This is a genomic window from Tsukamurella tyrosinosolvens (assembly GCF_900104775.1).
Taxonomy (GTDB): domain Bacteria; phylum Actinomycetota; class Actinomycetes; order Mycobacteriales; family Mycobacteriaceae; genus Tsukamurella; species Tsukamurella tyrosinosolvens.
The window spans coordinates 1,400,804-1,421,532 of record NZ_FNSA01000003.1 but is presented as its reverse complement, the minus strand read 5'-3'; the positions used below and the strand labels follow the sequence as shown (position 1 = coordinate 1,421,532).

Annotated in this window: 20 protein-coding genes and 1 tRNA gene; 6 read left to right on the top strand and 15 right to left on the bottom strand. The window is 71.7% G+C overall.

The genetic code is table 11. The features are described from left to right. The first annotated feature begins 5 nt into the window (after window positions 1–5). A complete protein-coding gene (locus tag BLW32_RS08495) occupies window positions 6–824 on the top strand; it encodes an SIR2 family NAD-dependent protein deacylase (protein WP_082791531.1) in 819 nt (272 codons plus the stop codon). Here BLW32_RS08495 and BLW32_RS08490 read toward each other — a convergent pair. Further along, window positions 799–2,136: a hypothetical protein gene (locus tag BLW32_RS08490; protein ID WP_139286108.1), complete on the bottom strand. Its 1,338-nt coding sequence runs from the start codon at window positions 2,134–2,136 to the stop codon at window positions 799–801. The two genes, BLW32_RS08495 and BLW32_RS08490, sit on opposite strands and share 26 nt — an antisense overlap. A 36-nt stretch (window positions 2,137–2,172) precedes the next feature. Between BLW32_RS08490 and BLW32_RS08485 the strand changes: the two genes are divergently transcribed. Further along, window positions 2,173–2,979: a shikimate 5-dehydrogenase gene (locus BLW32_RS08485; protein WP_068742697.1), complete on the top strand. Its 807-nt coding sequence runs from the start codon at window positions 2,173–2,175 to the stop codon at window positions 2,977–2,979. Between the two features lie 19 nt (window positions 2,980–2,998). Here BLW32_RS08485 and BLW32_RS08480 read toward each other — a convergent pair whose 3' ends face one another. Then, window positions 2,999–7,216: a PDDEXK-like endonuclease domain-containing protein gene (locus tag BLW32_RS08480; protein WP_068742640.1), complete on the bottom strand. Its 4,218-nt coding sequence runs from the start codon at window positions 7,214–7,216 to the stop codon at window positions 2,999–3,001. 109 nt (window positions 7,217–7,325) lie between these two features. Next, window positions 7,326–9,137 (bottom strand): DEAD/DEAH box helicase, encoded by a 1,812-nt coding sequence (locus tag BLW32_RS08475; protein ID WP_068742641.1) that lies wholly within the window; start codon window positions 9,135–9,137, stop codon window positions 7,326–7,328. A gap of 106 nt (window positions 9,138–9,243) precedes the next feature. On the opposite strand from BLW32_RS08475, the gene BLW32_RS08470 reads away from it, so the two are divergent. Then, window positions 9,244–11,022 carry an AMP-dependent synthetase/ligase gene (locus tag BLW32_RS08470; protein WP_082791542.1) on the top strand — a complete coding sequence of 593 codons (1,779 nt, stop codon included), beginning with the start codon at window positions 9,244–9,246 and terminating at the stop codon, window positions 11,020–11,022. A 64-nt stretch (window positions 11,023–11,086) separates the two neighbouring features. Here BLW32_RS08470 and BLW32_RS08465 read toward each other — a convergent pair whose 3' ends face one another. Together BLW32_RS08465 and BLW32_RS08460 are read right to left on the bottom strand one after the other, a co-directional pair. After that, complete coding sequence (locus BLW32_RS08465) at window positions 11,087–11,464, bottom strand: DUF3817 domain-containing protein (protein ID WP_068526365.1); 378 nt, start codon at window positions 11,462–11,464, stop codon at window positions 11,087–11,089. Beyond that, a complete protein-coding gene (locus BLW32_RS08460) occupies window positions 11,461–11,928 on the bottom strand; it encodes a hypothetical protein (protein WP_068742698.1) in 468 nt (155 codons plus the stop codon). Before BLW32_RS08460 ends, BLW32_RS08465 begins: the two co-directional genes overlap by 4 nt. Before the next feature lie 84 nt (window positions 11,929–12,012). Between BLW32_RS08460 and BLW32_RS08455 the strand changes: the two genes are divergently transcribed. After that, window positions 12,013–12,094, top strand: a tRNA-Leu gene (locus tag BLW32_RS08455). Window positions 12,095–12,103: 9 nt separating this feature from the next. Here the strand turns inward: BLW32_RS08455 and BLW32_RS08450 are convergent. Continuing rightward, the gene (locus BLW32_RS08450; protein WP_068742642.1) at window positions 12,104–12,913 is read right to left on the bottom strand and encodes a hypothetical protein; all 810 of its coding nucleotides are present in this window, start codon (window positions 12,911–12,913) and stop codon (window positions 12,104–12,106) included. Between the two features lie 194 nt (window positions 12,914–13,107). Here BLW32_RS08450 and BLW32_RS08445 point away from each other — a divergent pair, with 194 nt between their 5' ends. Together BLW32_RS08445 and BLW32_RS08440 are read left to right on the top strand one after the other, a co-directional pair. Beyond that, window positions 13,108–13,617 (top strand): hypothetical protein, encoded by a 510-nt coding sequence (locus tag BLW32_RS08445; protein ID WP_068742643.1) that lies wholly within the window; start codon window positions 13,108–13,110, stop codon window positions 13,615–13,617. A gap of 459 nt (window positions 13,618–14,076) precedes the next feature. Further along, window positions 14,077–14,433, top strand: coding sequence for a hemophore-related protein (locus BLW32_RS08440; protein WP_068742644.1), 357 nt, complete (start codon window positions 14,077–14,079; stop codon window positions 14,431–14,433). Window positions 14,434–14,498: 65 nt separating this feature from the next. On the opposite strand, the gene trbK is transcribed toward BLW32_RS08440, so the two are convergent. From trbK to BLW32_RS08395, 9 genes are read right to left on the bottom strand one after another with little or no spacing between them, the layout of a single operon-like run. Further along, window positions 14,499–14,780 (bottom strand): entry exclusion lipoprotein TrbK, encoded by a 282-nt coding sequence (trbK, locus tag BLW32_RS08435; RefSeq protein ID WP_068742645.1) that lies wholly within the window; start codon window positions 14,778–14,780, stop codon window positions 14,499–14,501. 58 nt (window positions 14,781–14,838) lie between these two features. After that, complete coding sequence (locus BLW32_RS08430) at window positions 14,839–16,086, bottom strand: LCP family protein (RefSeq protein WP_068742646.1); 1,248 nt, start codon at window positions 16,084–16,086, stop codon at window positions 14,839–14,841. A gap of 27 nt (window positions 16,087–16,113) precedes the next feature. Continuing rightward, a complete protein-coding gene (rdgB, locus tag BLW32_RS08425; RefSeq protein ID WP_068742647.1) occupies window positions 16,114–16,731 on the bottom strand; it encodes an RdgB/HAM1 family non-canonical purine NTP pyrophosphatase in 618 nt (205 codons plus the stop codon). Then, window positions 16,728–17,510 carry a ribonuclease PH gene (rph, locus tag BLW32_RS08420; protein WP_068526358.1) on the bottom strand — a complete coding sequence of 261 codons (783 nt, stop codon included), beginning with the start codon at window positions 17,508–17,510 and terminating at the stop codon, window positions 16,728–16,730. Before rph ends, rdgB begins: the two co-directional genes overlap by 4 nt. Before the next feature lie 34 nt (window positions 17,511–17,544). Next, on the bottom strand, window positions 17,545–18,306 hold the full coding sequence (locus tag BLW32_RS08415) for a cyclic nucleotide-degrading phosphodiesterase (protein WP_068526492.1): 762 nt from the start codon (window positions 18,304–18,306) through the stop codon (window positions 17,545–17,547). A 28-nt stretch (window positions 18,307–18,334) separates the two neighbouring features. Then, window positions 18,335–18,985 carry a rhomboid family intramembrane serine protease gene (locus BLW32_RS08410; RefSeq protein WP_068742648.1) on the bottom strand — a complete coding sequence of 217 codons (651 nt, stop codon included), beginning with the start codon at window positions 18,983–18,985 and terminating at the stop codon, window positions 18,335–18,337. A 36-nt stretch (window positions 18,986–19,021) separates the two neighbouring features. Continuing rightward, complete coding sequence (locus BLW32_RS08405; protein ID WP_068742649.1) at window positions 19,022–19,993, bottom strand: PLP-dependent cysteine synthase family protein; 972 nt, start codon at window positions 19,991–19,993, stop codon at window positions 19,022–19,024. 7 nt (window positions 19,994–20,000) lie between these two features. After that, the gene (locus BLW32_RS08400) at window positions 20,001–20,273 is read right to left on the bottom strand and encodes a MoaD/ThiS family protein (protein ID WP_068742650.1); all 273 of its coding nucleotides are present in this window, start codon (window positions 20,271–20,273) and stop codon (window positions 20,001–20,003) included. Next, entirely contained in the window at window positions 20,273–20,713 is a 441-nt protein-coding gene (locus BLW32_RS08395; RefSeq protein ID WP_068526354.1) for a M67 family metallopeptidase, read from the bottom strand. The genes BLW32_RS08400 and BLW32_RS08395 overlap by 1 nt, the downstream gene beginning before the upstream one ends. Window positions 20,714–20,729 lie beyond the last annotated feature (16 nt).

The following is a 20,729-nucleotide window of genomic DNA, read 5'->3' as shown; positions in this document are numbered from 1 at the left end:
AGCCGATGCAGCCCGGAATGCACCCTTCCGACCGCCCCGCCGCAGTCCCCGTTCCGGCCGCCGTCGCGGAGCTGGTGCGGTCCGCTGAGTCGATCGCGGTGCTCACGGGTGCCGGCATGAGCCGCGAGTCGGGCATCGCCACGTTCCGCGAGGCGCAGGTCGGACTGTGGGAGCAGTACGACCCGGAGGAGATCGCCTCCGTCGACGGCTGGAACCGGGACAACGCCCTGGTCTGGGGCTGGTACCAGTGGCGGGCGCACGTCGCGCGGCAGGCCGACCCCAACGACGGCCACATCGCCCTTGCGGAGCTGGCCTCGCACCGCACGGTCTCGATCGTCACGCAGAACGTCGACGATCTGCACGAGCGCGCGGGCTCACGCGTGATCTCGCACCTGCACGGCAGCCTCTTCTCCCCGCGCTGCGAGCACTGCGGCACGCCCTACCTGGGAACGGACGCCTTCCTCCCCGACGACGCCGACGTCTCGCCGCAGCTGCGGGCGACGCCGCCCACCTGCATGCACTGCCTGTCGCTGGTGCGGCCCGGCATCGTCTGGTTCGGTGAGGCGCTGCCGATGGACGCCTGGAGCCGGGCCGAGGCGGCGGTCGTCATGGCCGACGTGGTGCTGGTGATCGGCACGTCGGGCATCGTCTACCCGGCGGCGCGCCTGCCGGAGACGGCGCTCGCCGCGGGGATCCCGGTGATCGAGATCAACCCGGAGGCCACGCCACTGAGCGCGGCCGCGTCGTACCACTGGCAGGGCACCGCGGCGACGACGCTGCCCGCTCTCGTCGCGGCGATCAACGCGGGCGCGGCTCGCCCGTAGCCGGCGGCGCGGGCGGGCGCGGGGCGTCCGGCGGACCGTCGGACTTCCACTGGCCGATCACGCCCGGCCCGACGAGCGGCATGCCGCCCACCAGCTCCTCACCGTTCTTGCGGTCGATGAGGTACGCGGGCACGCGGTGCCGGCCGTCGCCCTGGCCGCGCTGCGCGCCCGCGCCGGCCGCCGGCATGCCGTACGGACCCGTCGAGGGCCGCGCGCCGGTGGTGGTCATGCCCGCGCCGACCTGCGGGGCCGCGGACCGCGCCACCGCGGTGTCCTGGCGCAGACCGAGCGGCGAGGCGGTGCGCGCGACATCGCCCCGGCCGCCGAGCCCGGAGAGGCCGGCGCCGGTCCGGGCCGCCGAGGTCAGCGGGACGGAAGCGGACGGCGTGAGGAGGGAGGACGGGGTCTCGGTGTCGTTGAGCGGGTCGACGGTCCCGTCGTCGAGCGCGGTGTCGGTGCCGGTCCCGAGTCCGGTGCCCGCGCCCTGGTCGCCCGATCCCGTCCCGGTACCGGTGCCCGCGCCGGTCCCGGTCCCGGTCCCGGTTCCGGTGTCGGTGCCGGTCGCGGCGGCGTCGGAGGCCCCGTCCGTCGCGGTGTCCGTTCCGGTCGTCGTGGTGTCGGCGGGATCCGTCCCCGTGTCCGTCGCGCCGGAGCCGGACCCCGTGCCCGTGTCCGTCGTCCCGGTTCCGGTACCGGAGCCGGACGTCGGCGCCACCGTGTCCGGCGCCGCCGGCGCGGCGGCGGCGCTGTCGTTCTTCCGCGCCGCCGGCCCGACGTGCCGGAAGTCGGTCCGCCCGCTCGACTCCCCCAGCGGCAGGGTAGACGCGGACGACTGGACCGGCGCCGTGTAGGTGTTCGACACCTGCTCCGCCACGGCGAGCCGCTCCATCGTGGCGCCGGAACCGAACTCGCCGTTCACCGGATCGGGGAGGTCGCTGAACCGCTCGTTCGTCGTGGTCGCCGTGTCGGACAGCTGCTCGACGTTCTCCACGAGGCGGCGCAGCGCGACGGCGTTCGTGTACGCGCGGGTGGTGTAGACCTCGATCTCGACGTACGACTGGTCCTTGGCCTCCCCGCGCCACCGGGGGCTCAGGGCGGCGGCGTCTCGCTGGAGTTCCGCGAGGCTGTCGGCGTGCGAGTTCCCCGCGCTGCCGATCGCGCGCGCGTCGGCCGCGACGCCCGACCCGGAGAGCCCGCGCGCGAAGTGGCGTATCTCGGACGCCGACCGCTGTTCCCACGGAGTGCGCCCGATGCTCTGGTAATCCGTCACATCAATTGGACGCACCAGGTGCGCCCGCGGTTCCCGATCCACCGGATTAGGGTGAGCGGGGTGAACGATTCGATCGCGATGCCCGACCGCGACACGGTGCTGTGCATGTCGCTGTCCGGCCGCCCCAGCAGCATCGGCACCCGGTTCCACAACTACCTCTACCGCGAGCTGGGCCTGAACTACCTGTACAAGGCCTTCACCACCACGGACCTGCCCGCGGCCATCGGCGGGGTGCGGGCGCTCGGCATCCGGGGCTGCGCGATCTCGATGCCGTTCAAGGAGGCGGTGATCGACCTGATCGACGTGATGGAGCCGTCGGCGAGCGCGATCGACTCGGTGAACACGATCGTCAACGAGGACGGCGTGCTCCACGCCTACAACACCGACTACGCGGCCGTCGCCTCCCTGCTGGGCTCGCACGGCGTCGATCCGGCACTGCCCGTCGCGGTCCGCGGCTCGGGCGGGATGGCGAAGGCCGTGGTCGCGGCCCTGCGCGATCACGGCTGCACGGACGTGACGGTGGTAGCCCGCAACGCCGCGGCCGGTTCCGCGCTCGCGGGCCTCTACGGCTTCCGGCACGCGACCGCGGCGCCCGACGGTGCGCGCGTCCTCGTCAACGCGACGCCCGTCGGCATGGCGGGCGGCCCCGCGGCCGAGGACCTCTCCTTCCCGGCGGGCCTCGTCGCCGCGGCGGACACGGTCTTCGACGTGGTGGCGATGCCGCCCGAGACGCCGCTGGTGCGGGCCGGTCGGGCGGCGGGCGCGACGGTGATCACCGGCGCCGAGGTCATCGCGCTGCAGGCGGCGGAGCAGTTCGTGCTGTACACCGGCGTCCGCCCCGACCCCGAGCTGGTCCGGGTGGCGTCGGAGTACTCGCGCTCCTAGCCGCGCGGGTCGCCGGCGGCTACTCCGTGTCGATGTCGAGCCCGACGGGCTCCCACAACTCCACGGAACCGTCGTCGGCGCGCTCGCCGACGGTGAGGGCGCGCTGCAGCGTCAGCGGGTGCACGCCGCGCCGGTCCAGCGCCTGCACCACGACGGCCATCGCGGCGTCGGCGTCGGTCGCGAAGACGGACTCGCGGACCCGGACGAACTCCCAGCCGCACCGTCGGAGCTCGCGCTCGCGCTCGATGTCGGACCGGGCTTGCTCGGGCGTCGACGCGAAATCGGCGCTGTCGCATTCGACCGCGAGGCGGCCCTGCTCGCCCGTCACCACGAGGTCGATGGAGCGGTTGTTCACCACGACCTTCGGGTTGACGTGGTAACCCATGTCGCGCAGTCGCACGAAGACCTGCTGCTCGAAGAGGTTGTCGAAGGGCTCGACGCGACGGTCCGTCGGGACGTCGGGCGGCATCGGCTGCGCCACCTCGACGTCCGCGCGGGTCACGTACCGCAGCAGGGAGGCGCGCAGGTCGTTGGCCTTGAGGTCCTGCTCGTCGACGGAGGTGAAGAGCCACAGCTGGTCGCGGGCTCGCGAGGCGGCCACGTTGAACCGGCGCTGGAAGTCGCGGCCCGTGAGCGCGCGGAAGCGGTAGTCGGGTGCGACGACCATCGACAGCAGCATCACGTCGCGCTCGTCGCCCTGGAAGTCGGGCGGCGTGCCCACGCGCAGGCGGCGGGCGTCCCACTCGTCGGGGTCGATGCTCTCGCGCAGCCGCCGGTACAGCTCGTCGACCTGCCCCTGGCCCTGCAGCGCGATGACGCCGAAGGTGCGCCCGGCGTACAGCGGGTCGGCGAAGCATCGGACCAGCTGGTCGACGACGGCCTGCGCCTCCGTCGGGTTACTGATCCGCGCGCCCTCGCCCACGACCTTCGCCTTCGGCACGTGCGTCACGCGCAGCGGGACGGGGCGGTCGGCGCCGTAGTGCCGCACCGGGATCAGCGGCGCATCGCTGTAGAACTGGCGTGAGGAGAAGTCGATGATCTCCGGCATGCACCGGAAGTGCTCGCGCAGCCGCACCGTGTGCCCGAAGCGCGTGCGCAGCAGCGTGAACAGGCTGGACCTCGGGGTCAGCGAGTCGCGCAGGTAGGGCGGGATGTCGGGGAGCCGAGCATCGAGCCGGGCGAAGACGTCGTCGAGGCTGACACCGGTGAACGACGAGGGCGCGCACTGGTTCTCGTCGCCGACGACGATGACGCGCGGCGCGAGCCAGAGCAGGAACGAACTGGTGATGTCGGCCTGGCTGGCCTCGTCGACGATGACGACGTCGAAGGCGTTGCGCTCCGGGGAGATCGAGGCGACGACCTGCGAGATCGGCATGATCCATGCGGGCACGGCGGACTGCGCCTGGCGCATCGCCTCGCGGGCCGCGACGCGGAAGCGCTCGGCGTGCCTGCCGGAGCCGCGCCCGATCGACGAGACGTGGTCGCGATACGCGTGCAGCGCCTGGATCTCGTCGAAGGTCATGCGACGCAAGCACTGCCGCCACGCGCTCGCGGTCGCGATGCGGGTGGTGTAGTGCGCGACGTCCTGTTCGGCGGCCTGCAGGTCGGCCTCGAGCTGCGCGTCGTCGCCGGGGTGCACGCGCCCGGCGGCCCAGGTGACGGCGCGGCGCCACGACCAGGCCGCGGCGAGCTCCGGCACGCGGACGTCCCAGACGGGGTCGTCGGCGGTGCGGGCGACGAGGTCGAACAGCGCGGGCGCCTTGGTCCGCAGGCGCAGCGCGAGCAGGTCCAGCGCCCCGCGGTCGTCGCGCTCGGCGCGGGCGGCGTCCCACGCGCGGCGGGCGTCGCGGATCGCGGCGTACTTGTACCCGCGCAGGGCGGCGACCATCGCGTCGCCCTCGGGCGACGGCCCGCGCTCCACCATCTCCTGCACCTGCACCCGGACGGCGTCGAGCCGGCTGTGCGCGTCGCGGGCTCCGGCGGCCGCGGAGATCGCGATCACCTGGCGCGCCGTGCGGTCCGTCTCGGCGAGGTCCTTGGGCCGCGGGGCGTGCTCGGAGAGCGCCTGCATGGCGTCCACGAGCCGGTCGCGCTCGGCGACGAGCCGGACGACGGTCCGCGCGCGCAGGAGCTGGTCGGCGGCCTGGCTGAGTCGCTCGCTGCGGCCGCGGGTGGCGGTGCGGCCCGACGGATCGGTCGCCGGGGCCTCGAGCCCCAGCGCGCGGAGCACATCGCCCACGCGGCCGATGACGTCCTCGACCTTGAGGTGCTGCGCGGCGGCCCGCAGGTGCGCCTTGTCCGCCCCGTCGACGCCGTCGACGATGATGCCGAGGCCGGTCTCCTCGAACTGCTTCTGCTCGGGCTTGCGGAACCTCTTGCGCGGCTCGTTGCCCAGCGCGAGGTGCCGCGCGTAGTCGTCGATCGCGGCGCGGTCGTTGGCGTCCGGGGTGTCGCTGAGCTCGACGACGACGCCCTCGAGCTCGCCGTCGGCGTTGCGCGCGGTGGCGATCTGCTCCTCCAGGCCGTTGAGCCGGGCGGCGAGGTGCGCGCGGTCGCCGATGAGCATGTCCTCGGCCAACAGCTGCGCCGACGGCGGGTAGCGGCGCACCCGGTCCACGAGCTCGTGGATCAGGTCGGCGCGCGCGCGGATCACGGCGAGCTTCTCGGCGTCCACGCCGCCGAGCACGTGCGTCAGGGCACCGCTGTCCGCGCCCGCGAGCGGGGAGTCGGCCAGGGTCGCGCACAGCGCCTCGAGCTCGTCGGCGTCGGGCACCTCGGAGAGGTCCGGCAGGTTGTGCGCGAGGCGCCGCGAGAAGACCTCGTCGTTGCGGCGCAGCAGGGCCACAAGACGGTCGAAGTCGCGGGTGTCGAGCGGGGGCACGGCGCCGTCGACGGGGCCCGGCAGCCAGGAGTACTTCTCGGCGTCCCGGCGGACCTGCGCGACGATCTCGGCCGGCTTGCCGGTGTACGCCGAGGCCAGCCAGTCGGAGTCCTCGCTCTCGGCGGTGCGCAGCGCCCACACCTCGCGGACCAGCTCCTCGCGCCGCTCGATCGCCCGGTCCCGCTTGGCGCGCAGGTCGCGGATCTCGGCGTCGGCGAGGGCCTCGGAGTAGGTGGACTTGCGCGTCGCGATCTCGGTGACCGACGCGGCGAGCGAGGCCGAGCCGTCCTTGGTGACGTCGGTGACGGAGACGACGAGCTGGCGCACCTCCGGCGGCAGCTTCTCCTCGAGGACGGCGAGCGCCTGCGCCTTCTCGGAGACGACCAGCACCCGCTGCCCCTTGGCCAGCAGCGCGGCCAGCAGGTTCGCGATGGTGTGGGTCTTGCCGGTGCCGGGCGGCCCCTCGACCACGACGCCGGAGTCGGCGCCCATGTGCGCCAGGATGTCGCGCTGCTCGACGTTGGACGGCAGCACGTAGTACGCCTCGTCCAACAGCTCGAGCGGGCTCATGGCCCCGTCGGCGGCGAGCTGCCGGATCCGCTCCTCCGAGCTGACGCCCTCCACGAGCTGCGCGAGTCCGATCGGCACGTCCCGCTCGGGGTCGGCGACGTCGGCCTTCATCGCGTCGTAGAAGCCCAGCAGCGGCGCGGAGCCGCGGGTGCGGAGCACGAGGGCGGGCGCGAACTCGACGTGCGCTCCCCCGTCCTTCGCCGCAGCACCGAGCCACCTGTCGGTGAACTCCTGGCACGCGGGGTCGAGCACGGTGCGGGCGTTCTCCCGCAGCTCGGTCTGCAGCTCGGCGGAGCCGGAGAGGTCGAACGACGGGAGCCCCGCGAGGAGCAGCGAGTCCTCGACGCGCGGCACGGAGTCGCGCGGGAGCACCACCGTCAGCCGCTTGCCGCGCCGGTCGCGCTCGAGCAGCACGGGCTGCGTGAGTAGATGCGCGCGAATGGCGGTGTCGCCGTCGCGGGCGGTGAGCAGGCCGGAGGCCAGCACCAGCTCGACGGACTCGGGGTGATCGGTCAGTTCGTCGAAGACGCGCAGCAGCCGCGAGTGCGGCGAATCCGGGGCGTCGTCGCGCGGCACCGTGAAGATCGTGGCGCCGGGCTTCGCGTCGGCGTCCCAGCTGTCGGTCAGCGCGCCGTCACCGGTGAGCGGCAGCACCGCCAGGTGATCGTCGAGGTCCCGCGTCACCACGGACCGCGAGCGGATCAGCTCGTCCAGGTACTGCAGCAGGCGGACGACGCGATCCCGACGGCCACCGGGGCCGTCGCCCTGGTCACCGGCGGCGGTCATGCGCTCCTCGAGTCTCTCGGGTCGGCGGCAGCCGACAGTCGGCGCGCCCGGTTCGAGCTACACCTTGACTAAAGGTTAATACATCTGTGAGCAAACGCCGACCGGGTCGTCAGCGCTTGCGGCCCGCCCGGAACCGCTGCTTGCCCGCGGCGGGCCGGCCCGACGGTGCGCCGGGGTCCCGCTCGAGGTTGATCAGCTGTCCCGAGATGCGGGTGCGCTCCAGCGCGTCGAAGACGTCGCGATCCAGATCGTCCGGGAGCTCGACGATGCTGTGGTCCGGCCGGATGCTGATGTGCCCGAAGTCGCTCCGGCGCAGCCCGCCCTCGTTGGCGATGGCGCCCACGATCTGCGACGGGGTGGCGTGCTGCCGCTTCCCCACCGCGATCCGGTACGGCACCATCGGGCGGCCCGTCTTGCGATGCGTCGACGGTTCGCGGTCGCGATCCCGGTCGCGCCCCCGCGCGGGGCGGCCGTCGCGGTCGCCGAAGTCGCGGTCCTTCCGGTCGCGGGCGTTGCGCTCGCGCTCGGGCGGATCGGGCTTGAGCAGGAACGAGGCACCGTCGCGCGACTGCAGCGCGAGCGCCGCGGCCACGTCGACCAGGGGCACGTCGTTGGCGCCCACGTAGTCCTCGATCAAGCGGCGGAACATCTGCAGGTGATCGTTGGTGAGGTTCTCGGTGATCGACTCGCCGAACTTCTCGACGCGGTGCGCGTTGACGTCCTCGACCGACGGCAGCCCGATCTCGGTGAGCGGCTGACGGGTGGCCTTCTCGATGGCGCGCAGCAGGTGCCGCTCGCGCGGGGTGACGAAGAGCAGCGCGTCGCCCTTGCGGCCGGCGCGGCCGGTGCGGCCGATGCGGTGCACGTAGGACTCGGTGTCGTGCGGGATGTCGTAGTTCACGACGTGGCTGATCCGCTCGACGTCGAGGCCGCGGGCGGCGACGTCCGTCGCGACGAGGATGTCGATCTTGCCCTCTTTGAGCTGGCCGATCGTGCGCTCGCGCTGGGCCTGCACGATGTCGCCGTTGATCGCGGCGGCGGCGTGGCCGCGGGCCCGCAGCTTCTCCGCGAGCTCCTCGGTGGCCGACTTGGTGCGGACGAAGATGATCATCCCGTCGAACTCCTCCACCTCGAGGAGGCGGGTGAGCGCGTCGAGCTTGCGCTGGTGCGCGACCTGCAGGTAGCGCTGCGTGATGTTCGACGCCGTCGCGGTCTTGGCCTTGACGGTGACCTCGACCGGGTCGTGCAGGTACTTCTTGGAGATCTTGCGGATCGCCGGCGGCATCGTCGCCGAGAACAGCGCGACCTGCTTGAACTCCGGGGTGTCGGCGAGGATCCGCTCGACGTCCTCCTGGAAGCCCATGGTCAGCATCTCGTCGGCCTCGTCGAGCACCAGGAACTCGAGGTTCGACAGGTCGAGCGTGCCCTTGGAGAGGTGGTCGATCACGCGGCCCGGGGTGCCGACGATGATCTGCGCGCCGCGGCGCAGGCCCGAGAGCTGCACGCCGTAGCTCTGGCCGCCGTAGATGGGCAGCACGGTGATGGTGGGCATGTGCACGGCGTACTTGCCGAAGGCCTCGGACACCTGCAGCGCGAGCTCGCGGGTCGGGGCCAGCACGAGCGCCTGGGGCTTGCGGCTCTCGCCGTCGATCTTCGACAGCACGGGCACGGCGAACGCGGCGGTCTTACCGGTGCCGGTCTGCGCGAGGCCCACGACGTCGCTGCCGGAGAGCAGCGGCGGGATGGTGGCGGCCTGGATCGGCGACGGATTCTCGTAGCCGACCTCGGCGAGGGCGCGCAGCACGCGCTCATCGATTCCGAGGTCGAGGAAGGTCACCGGTTCGGCTTCGTTCTCCGGAGCCTGCACGTCATCGACGACGGCGGCGGGGGCGGTGCGCTCAGCACCGAATTCATCAGACATTGTTTCCCCAGCATATGCGGTATCCGCCGCGCACGCGAAACACTATCGGAATCGGACATCCTCCGATAGGTTGTGCTCATTCCACTATCTGTATGAGGAGATGAAGTTGCGCATCGAGTCCACGGAACCGACCCGGACCCACGCACCATCGGACAATCTGACCACCCGGGTCCGCGATCTCGCCGCGTCCGCACCGTCGACGGAACTGTTCCTGCGCCCCTCGGGCGCCGGCTGGTCGCCGGTCACCGCTGCGCAGTTCAACGAGCAGATCACCGCGGTCGGCAAGGGCCTCATGGCCCGCGGCGTGGAGGCCGGAACGCGGATCGCGATCATGAGCCCGACGCGCTACGAGTGGGCGCTCCTCGACTACGCGAACTGGTCCGTCGGCGGCTCGACGGTGGCGGTGTACGAGTCCAACTCGGCCGCGCAGGTCGAGCACATCCTCACGGACTCCGCGTCGATCGCGCTCATCACCGACACCCGCGGCACCGCCGACCGGATCGCCGAGGGCGTGCCCGCGGCCGCGCAGGTGTGGGTCATCGACGAGGGCCTCGTCGACGCCCTGGTGGCCGACGGTGCCGGAATCTCGGACGAGGACTACCTCGCCCGCGCGACCGCCGTCGAGGCCGCCGCCGAGGCGACGCTGGTCTACACCTCCGGCACCACCGGCAAGCCGAAGGGCGTCGTGCTCACGCACGACAACCTGCTCAGCGAGTACGACGCGATCCACGAGGGCCTCGACAAGATGGCCGGGAAGAACGCCAGCACGGTGATGTTCCTGCCGCTGGCCCACATCTTCGCCCGCGCGATCTCGGTGGCCGCCGTGCAGCACTCGATCCGGGTGGCGCACACCGCCGACCTGTCGAACCTCACCGGCCTGTTCGGCGAGCTCAAGCCGACCTACATCCTCAGCGTGCCCCGGGTGTTCGAGAAGGTCTACAACACGATGAGCGCCAAGGCCGAGGAGGGCGGCAAGGGCAAGATCTTCAACGCCGCCGTCGAGACGGCGATCGAGTTCAGCAAGGCGCGGGACACCGGCGGCGCGGGGCTCGTGCTCAAGCTCAAGCACGCGCTGTTCGACAAGCTCGTCTACTCGAAGCTGCGCGAGGCGCTCGGCGGCGAGTGCGACTGCGCCGTCTCCGGCGGCGCGCCGCTGGGCGCGCGCCTGGGCCACTTCTTCCGCGGCGCCGGCGTCACCGTCTACGAGGGCTACGGCCTCTCCGAGACCAGCGCGGCCATCACCTGCAACACCCCGACCGAGCAGCGGGTCGGCACCGTCGGCCGCCCGGTCCCCGGCAACGAGGTCGCGATCGCCGAGGACGGCGAGATCCTGCTGCGCGGCCCGGTCGTCTTCGGCGGCTACTGGGGCCTGCCCGAGGCGAACGCCGAGGCGCTGCAGGACGGCTGGTTCCACACGGGCGACCTCGGCTCCCTCGACGCCGACGGCTACCTGTCGATCACCGGCCGCAAGAAGGAGATCCTGGTCACCGCGGCGGGCAAGAACGTCGCGCCCGCGCAGACCGAGGACGCGCTGCGCCAGCATCCGCTCGTCTCGCAGGCGATGCTCGTCGGCGACAAGCAGCCCTTCGTCGGCGCGCTCATCACCCTCGACCAGGAGGCGCTGCCGGGCTGGCTCTCGGCGCACGGCCTGCCCGCGGAGATGACGCTCGAGGAGGCCGCCGCGAACGAGACCCTGCTCGCCGAGATCGCCTCCGCCGTGGCGACCGCGAACGCGCTGGTCTCCAAGGCCGAGCAGGTGAAGAAGTGGAGCGTGCTCACCACCGACTTCACCATCGAGGGCGGCGAGCTCACCCCGACGCTCAAGGTCAAGCGCAACGTCGTGATGGACAAGTACGGCGACGAGGTCGACGCGATCTACGCCTGATCCCGTACGACGAACGCCGCCCGCTTCCCTTCCGGGGATCGGGCGGCGTTCGTCGTTGCGGCGGTCAGAGATCGAACTGCGCGCGGATCTCGTCCGAGTTCTTCTTCTCGAAGTAGAAGCCGAGCAGCGGGATGGTACCGGCGAGCAGCGTCAGCAGGAAGCGGGGCGCGGGCCAGCGCACCTTGACGCCCAGGTCCACCGTGAGGATGAGGTAGACGAAGTAGCCCCAGCCGTGGATGACCGCGATGACGCCGAGCCAGCCCGGGATCGGCCAATCGAAGGCCGGCGCCAGCAGGTACTTGTAGATCATCTCGGCGCAGAGGATGAGCAGGAAGTAGCCGGTGAAGTTCGCCATGAAGCGGTAGCGCTTGAGCGCGCCGCCCACCTGGTCGCGGCGCTTGGCCGCCAGCTTCTCCGCCGTCGGCGCGGGTGCGTCGGTCACTTCTTCTCCTCGGTCTGCTCGCTCCCCGCCAGTTCGGCGAGGAGCCTGTTGTACTCGTCGTGCGCCGGGTCGTCCGGCGCGGCGTCCGGGGCCGACGGTGCCGTGGCCCGGCTGGGCAGGAAGCCCTCGGGGATCGCGGTCAGGGCGGCGGCGGACGCGGCCGCGGGACGCGGCGCGGCGACGGTCCGCGCGACGGACGCCGGCGCCTCGGGCTCCGTGTCGGTCTCTCCCCCGGCGGCGAGCCTGTCCTGCAGCTCCGCCTCGTCCTCGAGTTGGACGAACCGGCGGTAGCCCCAGACGGCCGCGACGGCGAAGAGCGGCCACTGCAGGGCGTAGCCGAGGTTGCGCGCGGAGCCCGCGGTGGACTCGAAGCGCCCCCACTGCCACCAGCCGAGCGCCAGGAACGCCGCGGCGGCGACCACCACGAACGCGATCAGCGCGGGGCGATGGCGACGACGATTCACGACCTCGACGGTACCCGTCAACCCGCCGGTGTCCGAATGCCGGTATCGTGACCTGCACCGCAGCGGGATCCTCCGCTGCCGCATGCGCCCGTGGCGGAATTGGCAGACGCGCTGGATTTAGGTTCCAGTACCTCCGGGTGTGGGAGTTCAAGTCTCCCCGGGCGCACCCGTGCAATCAGTTCCCGGGCGACGGCGCACCGTCCGCGGGCGGCGCGGGCCGGCCCTGCGCCGGAGGCGCCGGAGCCTCCGCGGCCCGAGAAGCGTTCAGTAGCGCCGAGTCGCCGCCCGAGTCGGTCACCTGCCAGCCCTTGTCCTTGTCCAAGGTCACCGTCCACAGGTTCAACGACACGTACCCGCCGTCGGGGTGCTGAATGTTGGACACGTCCGTCTTGACGTAGGCATTCACCTTGTAGATCGGACCGGATTGCGAGGTCACGACGGTGTCCGAGACCGTCGCCGTCGACGCCCACTGGAGCGGCACGAGCAACTGCGTCATCGCACCGCCCGCGGCGTCCATCTTGGCCTTCAACTCCGGCGACACGCCTTTCACCAGGGATGCGCGCCAGGGGCCGAGGTCGCGGAAGTCCATGGCCGCGGCACCTGCGGCGTACTCCCCCGCGACCTTCTCCGCTTGCGACCGATCGGCCTGCGCGTTCGTCACCGACGACAATTCGTTGCGCGTGTCGAGGAACAGATAGCCGACGATCCCGATCGCGGCCACCACCGCGATCACGGCGACGGTCGCGACCACGGTGGTGACGGTCGAGCCCGCCGGCGACGCGAGACCGCGACGCCCGCTCGTGTCGGACCTCTCCCCCTCGATGTCATCGTCCTCGACGGCGGGCTTCGCGGCGGGCTCCTTCGCAGGCGGAGCCGCTTCTGCCTCCGTCGGTGCATCCTCGGGCCCTGCGTGCTCGACGACCGCATCCTCCGCTGCCGCATCGTCGGTCGTCGTGGCCTTCTCGTCCGGCGCGTGATCTGTCACGAGTGTCGTACACCAATCGGTCGTTCCTTCAGCCGCTGACGGCTGCGCTGACAGATCCCGACCATACAAGGTTGCTAGTTACCTCACCTACATTTCGGACACTTCGCTTCGCTTCGGCAAAGAATGAGCCAGGCGCTCGACCACCTCGACTTCTTCGCGCACGCGTCAGATCGCCACATAGGTAAGGTTTACCTATGTTTCTTACCCACGTCGCGGCCGTCGCGCTCCCCCTGCTGCTCGTCCCGACCATCGCGTTGTTCGCGTGCGCCGCGTTCGGTCAGGCCGCACTCGCGGACGACTACCCCGACGACGTACGTGCCCTCATGCCCGAGTTCACGCCTGCCGAGCGGCGACGGGGAACGGTGCTCGCCACCGTCTTCCTCGTCTCGCTCCTCGCGGCGACGTTCGTCGCCACCTTGACCTGGATCGCCGGCACACACGCCTCGGGCTTCGCCCAGGCCTACGGAATGGCCTTCGCCACGCTGGTCGCGTTCTGCCTGATCGACCTGGTGATCGTCGACTGGATCGTCCTGTGCTGGTGGCGGCCGTCCTGGATCGTCGTCCGCGGGACCGAGGAGGCCGGGGGTGGGGGCGACTACCTGTTCCACGTCCGCGAGCAACTGAGTCGGAAGGGGCTGGCCGCGATGTTCGGGCTCCCCCTCGTCATCGCCGGGGCCGCAACGGCCACCCACGCCCTGCTCTAGCTGCGCAAGGAGCGCAGTCGGTCAGCTCATGCTCCACATCAGCAGCACGGCGAGCAGCCCTCCGGCGATCCACGGCCATCTGCGTCTGCGTTTCGGCGCAGTTCCGTGCTCGTCCGTCATCTCCCCTGTCTACCAGGCATCGGCGCTCACCGCCGCGCCGCCGAGACGGGCCCACGCCTCACCGCCCGGCGCGGCACCTATCTCCGCCCGCGGATATCACACCTCCCGCCAATCACCGGCGGAGAAAGGACGACGGGGGATGCCGTTCCGAGCGATCCCCTCGCCGATTCTCATGAAGGAAACTCCAGGCGGCACCGGGTTTTCCCGCGGCGGGGGCTCCGTCGTCTGTGAATGCCTGTGAAATCTCTTCGCCGGAGCTCAGATTCGCGACGCTACGTTCGACGGAGTGGCTCGGACCGCCCACCGGCGGCCACCGAGCGACGACGAAGGGAGAACACCATGCTCACCAAGTGGAAGATCGCCGCGACCGCCGGCGCCGCCGGCGCCCTCGCCCTGGCACCCGCCGCCATGGCCCAAGCGGCACCGTCCGACCCCGTCCCCGGGACGAACTGCACCGTGGCCCAGGTCGAACGCGCGCTGGTCGCCGTCGCGCCCGAGGCGGCGACGATGGTGAACCAGGTCCCCGGCGGCCGCGCCGAGGCCGAACGGATCCTGACCCTGCCGCCCGCCGAGCGCACCGCCCGGATCCACGAGCTCGGCCGACAGAACCCGCAGCTCGCGGCCTACTACACCCAGAATCAGGGGAAGATCAACCAGACGATCGGCGTCGTGGCGTCGACCTGTTCGCAGTACTGATCGCCCCTCGCAGCACCGAAGGCGCCGACTCCCCCGGGTCGGCGCCTTCGCCGCGAGTGCGGGCATCAGGAGATCGGGATCTCCTTGATCTTCGAATCCGGCTTGCCGGCCGTCTTGCAGTAGACGACCGCCTGCTGCTGCAGGCCCGTGATCACCAGCGCGGAGGGCTCGTCGCCGTGCTTGTCCTTGTACAGCTTCGTGACCTGCTCGCGCTGGTCCGCGTCGGACATCTTCTGGTAGTTCTCGCAGGTGGTGTCGCCGCCCTGCTTCGTGCAGCCCGTCAGCGTGAGCGCGGCGACGGCGAGCACGGCCGCACCGAGGCGGATTCCGTTCGTGGGCTTCGACATGGGGCACCTTCCGGCTGGATGACGGGACTGGACGAACCCTACCCATGCGCCGGCCGGGTCAATCGACGCAGGGGATCTCGCCGCCGCGCAGCGTGGTACCGGCGTCCGGAACGGGCCCCGCGGCGGCGGTCGTCGGCACCGTCGTCGTGCCCGGCGCGCGGGGCGCGGTGAAGCCCACGGGTTTCGGCGCCGGCGTCGCGCCGGAGCCGTCCGCGCCGTCCGAGGACTCGTCGGCGTCGTCCGGTTCGGGAACGGACTGCCCGAACGCTTTCTGGACCTGCGCGCGAACGGCCTTCGGGTCCACCAGGTTCACGGCCTGCTGGTCGATCATGTCGTACCCGAGCACGGGCAGCGTGGTGAAGGTCAGATTGGTACCCGCGATCTGCCCGGCCTGCTGCGCGAACTCCTGCAGGTCCCAGCCGTCGGAGACGACGACGTCCTTCTGCGCCACCGCGATCAGCGACTGCAGCTTGCGGACGTCGCCGAAGACGCCCTGCTTCTGCAGCTGCACCATCACGCCGGCGATGAAGGCCTGCTGCCGGTGCGTGCGGTCGAGGTCGCCGTCGGCGAGACCGTGCCGCTGCCGGACGAAGGCCAGGGACTGCGCGGCGTTCAGCTTCTGCCGCCCGGCGGGGAACGCGGCGCCGGAGTAGCTGTCGCGCACGGGGTTGTTGAGGCACACCTCGACGCCGCCCAGGGTCTGCGCGAGGTCGTAGAAGCCGACGAGGCTGACCTCCGCGAAGTGGTCGATGGGGACGCCCACGAGCCGCCCGACGGTGGCGATGGTGGCCGCGCGCGCCGACTCGCGCGCCTTGCTCTCGAGTTCCTTCCGGTCGGAGACGCCCGTCGCGGCCAGCTGGTCCTCGACCTCGGCCTTCCGGGTGCCGTAGGCCTCCTTGATCTTCCCCTTCTTCTTCGACTCCACGCCGACGAAGGTCACGTAGTCGTCGCGCGGGATCGAGAAGGCGGTCACCTTCTTCCCGTCCGCGGGCACGTGCAGGAGGATCAGGGTGTTGGTGTTGTAGCCACCGTTGTCACTGGTACCGGCGTGCAGCTGCTCCAGCACGTCCGCCGGCAGCGGGTCGCCGTTCTGGTCCCGACGGGTGTCCAGGCCCATCAGCAGGATGTTCTTCGCGCCGCCCGTGGACTTCGCGACCTTCGCCTCGGCGAGCGCGCGGGAGACGTTGAAGCCCCCGATCACCAGATTGGTGCTCCACCAGACGGTTCCGGTGACGGCGAGCACGACGGCGGACAACAGCGCGATGGCCACGCGGCCACCCCGCGCTCCCGACGGTCTGCGCTTCACGCGGCGACATTACCGCGCGGACCGCCCCTATTCGGGGACGCGCGCCGCGAGCGCCCGCAACGGTTCCACCAGCTGGGCGAGCGCCCGCGCGCGGTGGCTGATCGCGTTCTTCTCCTCCGCCGTGAGCTCGGCGGCGGTGCGGTCCGAGCCCTCCGGCAGGAAGACGGGGTCGTAACCGAATCCGCCCTCCCCGCGGGCCTCCCGCAGGACGGTGCCCGGCCAGGTGCCGCGCACCGTCAGCTCGCCGCTGCCGTCCACGAGCGCGCAGGCCGAGACGAACTCCGCGCCGCGCCGCTCGTCCGGGGTGTCGGAGATCTGCGCGAGCAGGAGCGCGGTGTTCGCCGGATCGTCGCCGTGGCGGCCGGACCACCGCGCCGACAGCACTCCGGGCATGCCGTTCAGCGCGTCGACGCAGATCCCGGAATCGTCCGCGAGACACGGCAGTCCGGTCCGCTCGAAGCCCTGCCGCGCCTTGATCAGCGCGTTGCCCTCGAACGACGGTGCGTCCTCCGGCAACTCCTCGAAGTCCGCGACCTCGTCGAGCCCGACGACCTCCAGGCCGACGATGCCCGCGTCCGCGACGACCTGCCGCAGTTCGCGGAGCTTCTTCGCGTTCCGGGAGGCGAGGAGGAGCCGCACGGTCACTGCCCGAACTTCTTCTTCTGTTCGCCCTCGAACTCCGGCAGCACGCCGGGGTACGGCGCCGCGAGCGCCTCCTTCTGCACGGCGAAGAGCTTCTCGGTGCCGGCGATCGCGGAGTCGAGCATCCAGTCGAGCGTCGTCCGGGCGAAGGTGGCGCCCTCGCCGGTGCCCTGCACCTCGACGAGCGTGCCGGTGTCGGTGGCGACGACGTTCATGTCGACCTCGGCGCGGGAATCCTCCTCGTACGGCAGGTCGAGCCGGACCCGGCCGTCGACCACGCCCACCGAGACGGCGGCGATGGCGCACGAGATGGGCTGCGGGTCGGTCAGTTTGCCCGCGGCGCCGAGGTAGGTGACGGCGTCGCACAGCGCGACGTAGGCGCCGGTGATCGACGCCGTGCGGGTGCCGCCGTCGGCCTGCAGCACGTCGCAGTCGAGGGCGATGGTGTTCTCGCCCAGGGCCGCGAGGTCGATGCACGCGCGCAGCGACCGGCCGATGAGGCGGGAGATCTCGTGGGTGCGGCCGCCGACCTTGCCCTTGGTGGACTCGCGGCGGCTGCGCTCGTGCGTGGCGCCGGGCAGCATCGAGTACTCGGCGGTCAGCCAGCCCTGGCCGGAGCCGCGGCGCCACCCGGGCACCCCAAGCTCGACGCTCGCGGTGCACAGCACCTTGGTGTTGCCGAACTCCACCAGCACCGAGCCCGCGGGGTTCTGCGTGAATCCCCGGGTGATGGTCACGGGGCGGAGTTCGTCGTCGGCCCTGCCGTCTGCGCGTCTGCTCACGCGCCCAGCCTATCGCCTCCCGGTTGCGGCGGCGCTACAGCTCGAAGACGTCGCCGCCCGTGACCGCGTGGACCGGACCGTCGTAGACGGAGCGGGCCTCGGCGAGCACCGCCTCGCGGGAGGTCCACGGCGGGATGTGAGTGAGCAGCAGCCGCCCGACCCCCGCATCGGCGGCGGCCTGGCCGGCCTCGACGCCCGAGAGGTGTACGCCGAGCGGGCGGTTCGCGGGGTCGTGCGTCCAGCTGGCCTCGGCGAGCATCACGTCGGCGCCGCGGGCGAGCTCGACGAGGTTGTCGCACACGCCGGTGTCGCCGGTGTAGGCGAGCACCTTTCCGCTGGGTGCGGTGATCCGCAGGCCGTGCGACTCCGGCGGGTGGAACATGCGGAAGGGACGCACGGTGAACCCACCGACGGCGTGGTCCTCGCCCTCCTCCCACGCGGAGAAGTCGAACGTGTCGGAGATGTCGTCGAGCATCGCCGCCGTCTCGGCCGAGGCGCGCCCCAACCGCTCCGGAGTGTCCGCGGGCCCCATCAGGCGGGCCCGGCCGACCGCGGGCTCGGGGTGGTAGCGGCGCCAGACGAGCAGCGACGGCACGTCGAGGCAGTGGTCGGCGTGCAGGTGCGAGAGCATCACCGTGACGGTGTTGGGGTCCACTCGCTGTTGCAACTCCCCGAGCACCCCGGGACCGAAATCCATGACGACCGGATCGTGCCCGTCCACCTCCAAGAGGTATCCCGAGCAGGCCGCCCGAGGACCGCCGACGCTGCCGGAACACCCGAGGATGGTGAGACGCATGAAGCACATGCTGCCAGATCCGCGATCCTCACGAGGCAATCGCGCCGACCTCACGCGAATTGCCAGGTCCGGACTCGGTGCGGGCGCGGCGCCCCAGCAGCACCGCCGCGAGCACCCCGCCCACGGCGCCCCACAGGTGCGCCTGCCACGAGACGCCGGGCTGACCGGGCAGAACGCCCCACAGCATGCCGCCGTACAGCACCATCAGCGTCACGCCGACGATGATGTCGAGCGGCTTGCGGGTGAACAACCCGCGTAGTGCCAGGTATGTCATCCAGCCGAACAGAACTCCGGACAGCCCGATCACCACCGTGTTCGTGCCGCCGGTGAGCCAGACGCCGACGCCGGAGACCAGCCAGATGATCGCGGTCGCGAGCAGGAACCGCCCGGCGCCGGCGATCAGGCCGAGGAAGCCGAGGATCAGCGCGGGAACGCTGTTGGCCGCCAGGTGCTCCCAACCGCCGTGCAGCAGCGGGGCGGCGGCGATCCCGCGCACCGCGTCAGAACCCACGCGCGGGTGGATGCCCCACTGGTCCAGGGAGTTGCCGGCGACGGCGTCGACGACCTCGATCCCCCACAGCGCGGCGATGAAGACGGCGACGACGATCGCGGACCGTCCGGCCGTGCTCCCGGCGACCCGCCGCAGGGCCGAGCGCTCGTCCTTGATGGGAACCGTCATGGCGACCTCCTCGCGCGAGCGGAGGCGGTGCCGAACTCACGCCCAGAGCTGGCCGTCGAGGGCCTCCTCCGCATCTTCCAACGTACCGTCGTACGCGCCGGTCGACAGATACTTCCATCCCGCATCGGCGACGACGAAGGCCACGTCCGCCCGCTCCCCCGCGGCCAGTGCCTTGTTCGCGACCCCGAGCGCGGCGTGCAGCACCCCGCCGGTGGAGACGCCGGCGAAGATCCCCTCGTCGTCGATGAGCTGGCGCATCCGTCGCACCGCGTCGTACGAGCCCACCGAGAACCGGCGGGTGAGGACGGCCTCGTCGTAGAGCTCGGGGACGAAGCCCTCGTCGAGGTTGCGGAGTCCGTAGACCAGCTCGCCGTACCGCGGCTCCGCGGCGACGATCTGCACGCCCGGGACGTGTTCGCGCAGGTAGCGGCCGGTCCCCATGAGCGTGCCCGTGGTGCCCAGACCGGCGACGAAGTGCGTGATCTCGGGCAGGTCGGCCAGCAGCTCCGGGCCGGTGCCGGTGTAGTGCGCACGGGCGTTCGCCGGGTTGCCGTACTGGTAGAGCATCACCCAGTCGGGGTGCTCGGCGGCGAGCTTCTTCGCCTCGGCGACGGCGCGGTTGGAGCCGCCCGCGGCGGGGCTGGAGATGATCTCGGCGCCGTACATCGTGAGCAGCTGGCGCCGCTCGGCGGAGGTGTTCTCGGGCATGACGCACACCAGCCGGTAGCCCTTGAGCTTCGCGGCCATGGCGAGGCTGATGCCGGTGTTGCCGGACGTGGGCTCGAGGATGGTGTCCCCCGGCCGTAGCCGGCCGTCGGCCTCGGCCTCCGTGATCATCCGCAGGGCCGGGCGGTCCTTGATCGACCCCGTCGGGTTGCGGTCCTCGAGCTTGGCCCACAGGCGCACGGGCGGCGCACCGTCGGCCCCCTCCCAGCGGGGCGACAGGCGCGGCAACCCGACCAGCGGCGTCCCGCCGAGCGAGTCGAGCAGCGAGTCGAACCTGGCCACTGTGCGCCTATCCGCCGGCCACCGCCGGCAACACCGTCACGGTGCCGCCGTCGGCGACGGGGGTCTCGAGGCCACCCGTGAACCGCACGTCCTCGTCGTCGACGTAGACGTTGACGAACCGGTGCAGCGCCCCGTCGGCGATGAGCCGGTCCCGGATCCCCGCGTGGCGGGTCTCGAGGTCGTCGATGACGGCGCCGAGCGTCGCGCCCTCGGCGGGGACGCGCTTCTGATCGCCGGTCAGCGGGCGCAGGATCGTCGGGATGGAGACGGTGACGGACATCAATCCTCCAGGATGTGGACGGGCTCTTCGGTGATCACGCCATCGACGATGGCGAAGCTGCGGACCTCGGCGTCGGGGCCGAGCTCGTCGCGGGTGGAGATCAGGACGTAGTGCGCGTTCGGCTCGGAGGCGAACTTCACGTCGGTGCGCGACGGGTAGGCCTCGGTGGCCGTGTGCGAGTGGTAGATCACCACCGGCTCCTCGTCGGCGTCGTCCATGCCGCGCCAGACGCGGAGCTGCTCGGCGGAGTCGAAGCGGTAGAACGTGGGCGAGCGCTCGGCGTTGAGCATCTCGATGAAGCGCTCGGGACGATCCGAGCCCTCGGGCCCGGCGATGACGCCGCACGCCTCGTCGGGGTGGTCGCGGCGCGCGTGCGCGATCATCTGCTCGACCAGGTCACGCCTGATCGTCAACCCTCCCTCGGGGCCCGGCTCGGTCATGTGCCGTGCAACCGCG

Excerpts from the sequence above, each read along its gene's own strand:
- BLW32_RS08480 (WP_068742640.1), bottom strand. The coding sequence starts at position 7,216 with ATGACCGCCGCCGGTGACCAGGGCGACGGCCCCGGTGGCCGTCGGGAT.
- BLW32_RS08395 (WP_068526354.1), bottom strand. The coding sequence starts at position 20,713 with ATGACCGAGCCGGGCCCCGAGGGAGGGTTGACGATCAGGCGTGACCTG.
- BLW32_RS08445 (WP_068742643.1), top strand. The coding sequence starts at position 13,108 with ATGTTTCTTACCCACGTCGCGGCCGTCGCGCTCCCCCTGCTGCTCGTC.
- BLW32_RS08485 (WP_068742697.1), top strand. The coding sequence starts at position 2,173 with ATGCCCGACCGCGACACGGTGCTGTGCATGTCGCTGTCCGGCCGCCCC.
- BLW32_RS08400 (WP_068742650.1), bottom strand. The coding sequence starts at position 20,273 with ATGTCCGTCACCGTCTCCATCCCGACGATCCTGCGCCCGCTGACCGGC.
- BLW32_RS08475 (WP_068742641.1), bottom strand. The coding sequence starts at position 9,137 with ATGTCTGATGAATTCGGTGCTGAGCGCACCGCCCCCGCCGCCGTCGTC.
- BLW32_RS08495 (WP_082791531.1), top strand. The coding sequence starts at position 6 with ATGCAGCCCGGAATGCACCCTTCCGACCGCCCCGCCGCAGTCCCCGTT.
- trbK (WP_068742645.1), bottom strand. The coding sequence starts at position 14,780 with ATGTCGAAGCCCACGAACGGAATCCGCCTCGGTGCGGCCGTGCTCGCC.
- BLW32_RS08440 (WP_068742644.1), top strand. The coding sequence starts at position 14,077 with ATGCTCACCAAGTGGAAGATCGCCGCGACCGCCGGCGCCGCCGGCGCC.
- BLW32_RS08410 (WP_068742648.1), bottom strand. The coding sequence starts at position 18,985 with ATGACGGTTCCCATCAAGGACGAGCGCTCGGCCCTGCGGCGGGTCGCC.
- BLW32_RS08415 (WP_068526492.1), bottom strand. The coding sequence starts at position 18,306 with ATGCGTCTCACCATCCTCGGGTGTTCCGGCAGCGTCGGCGGTCCTCGG.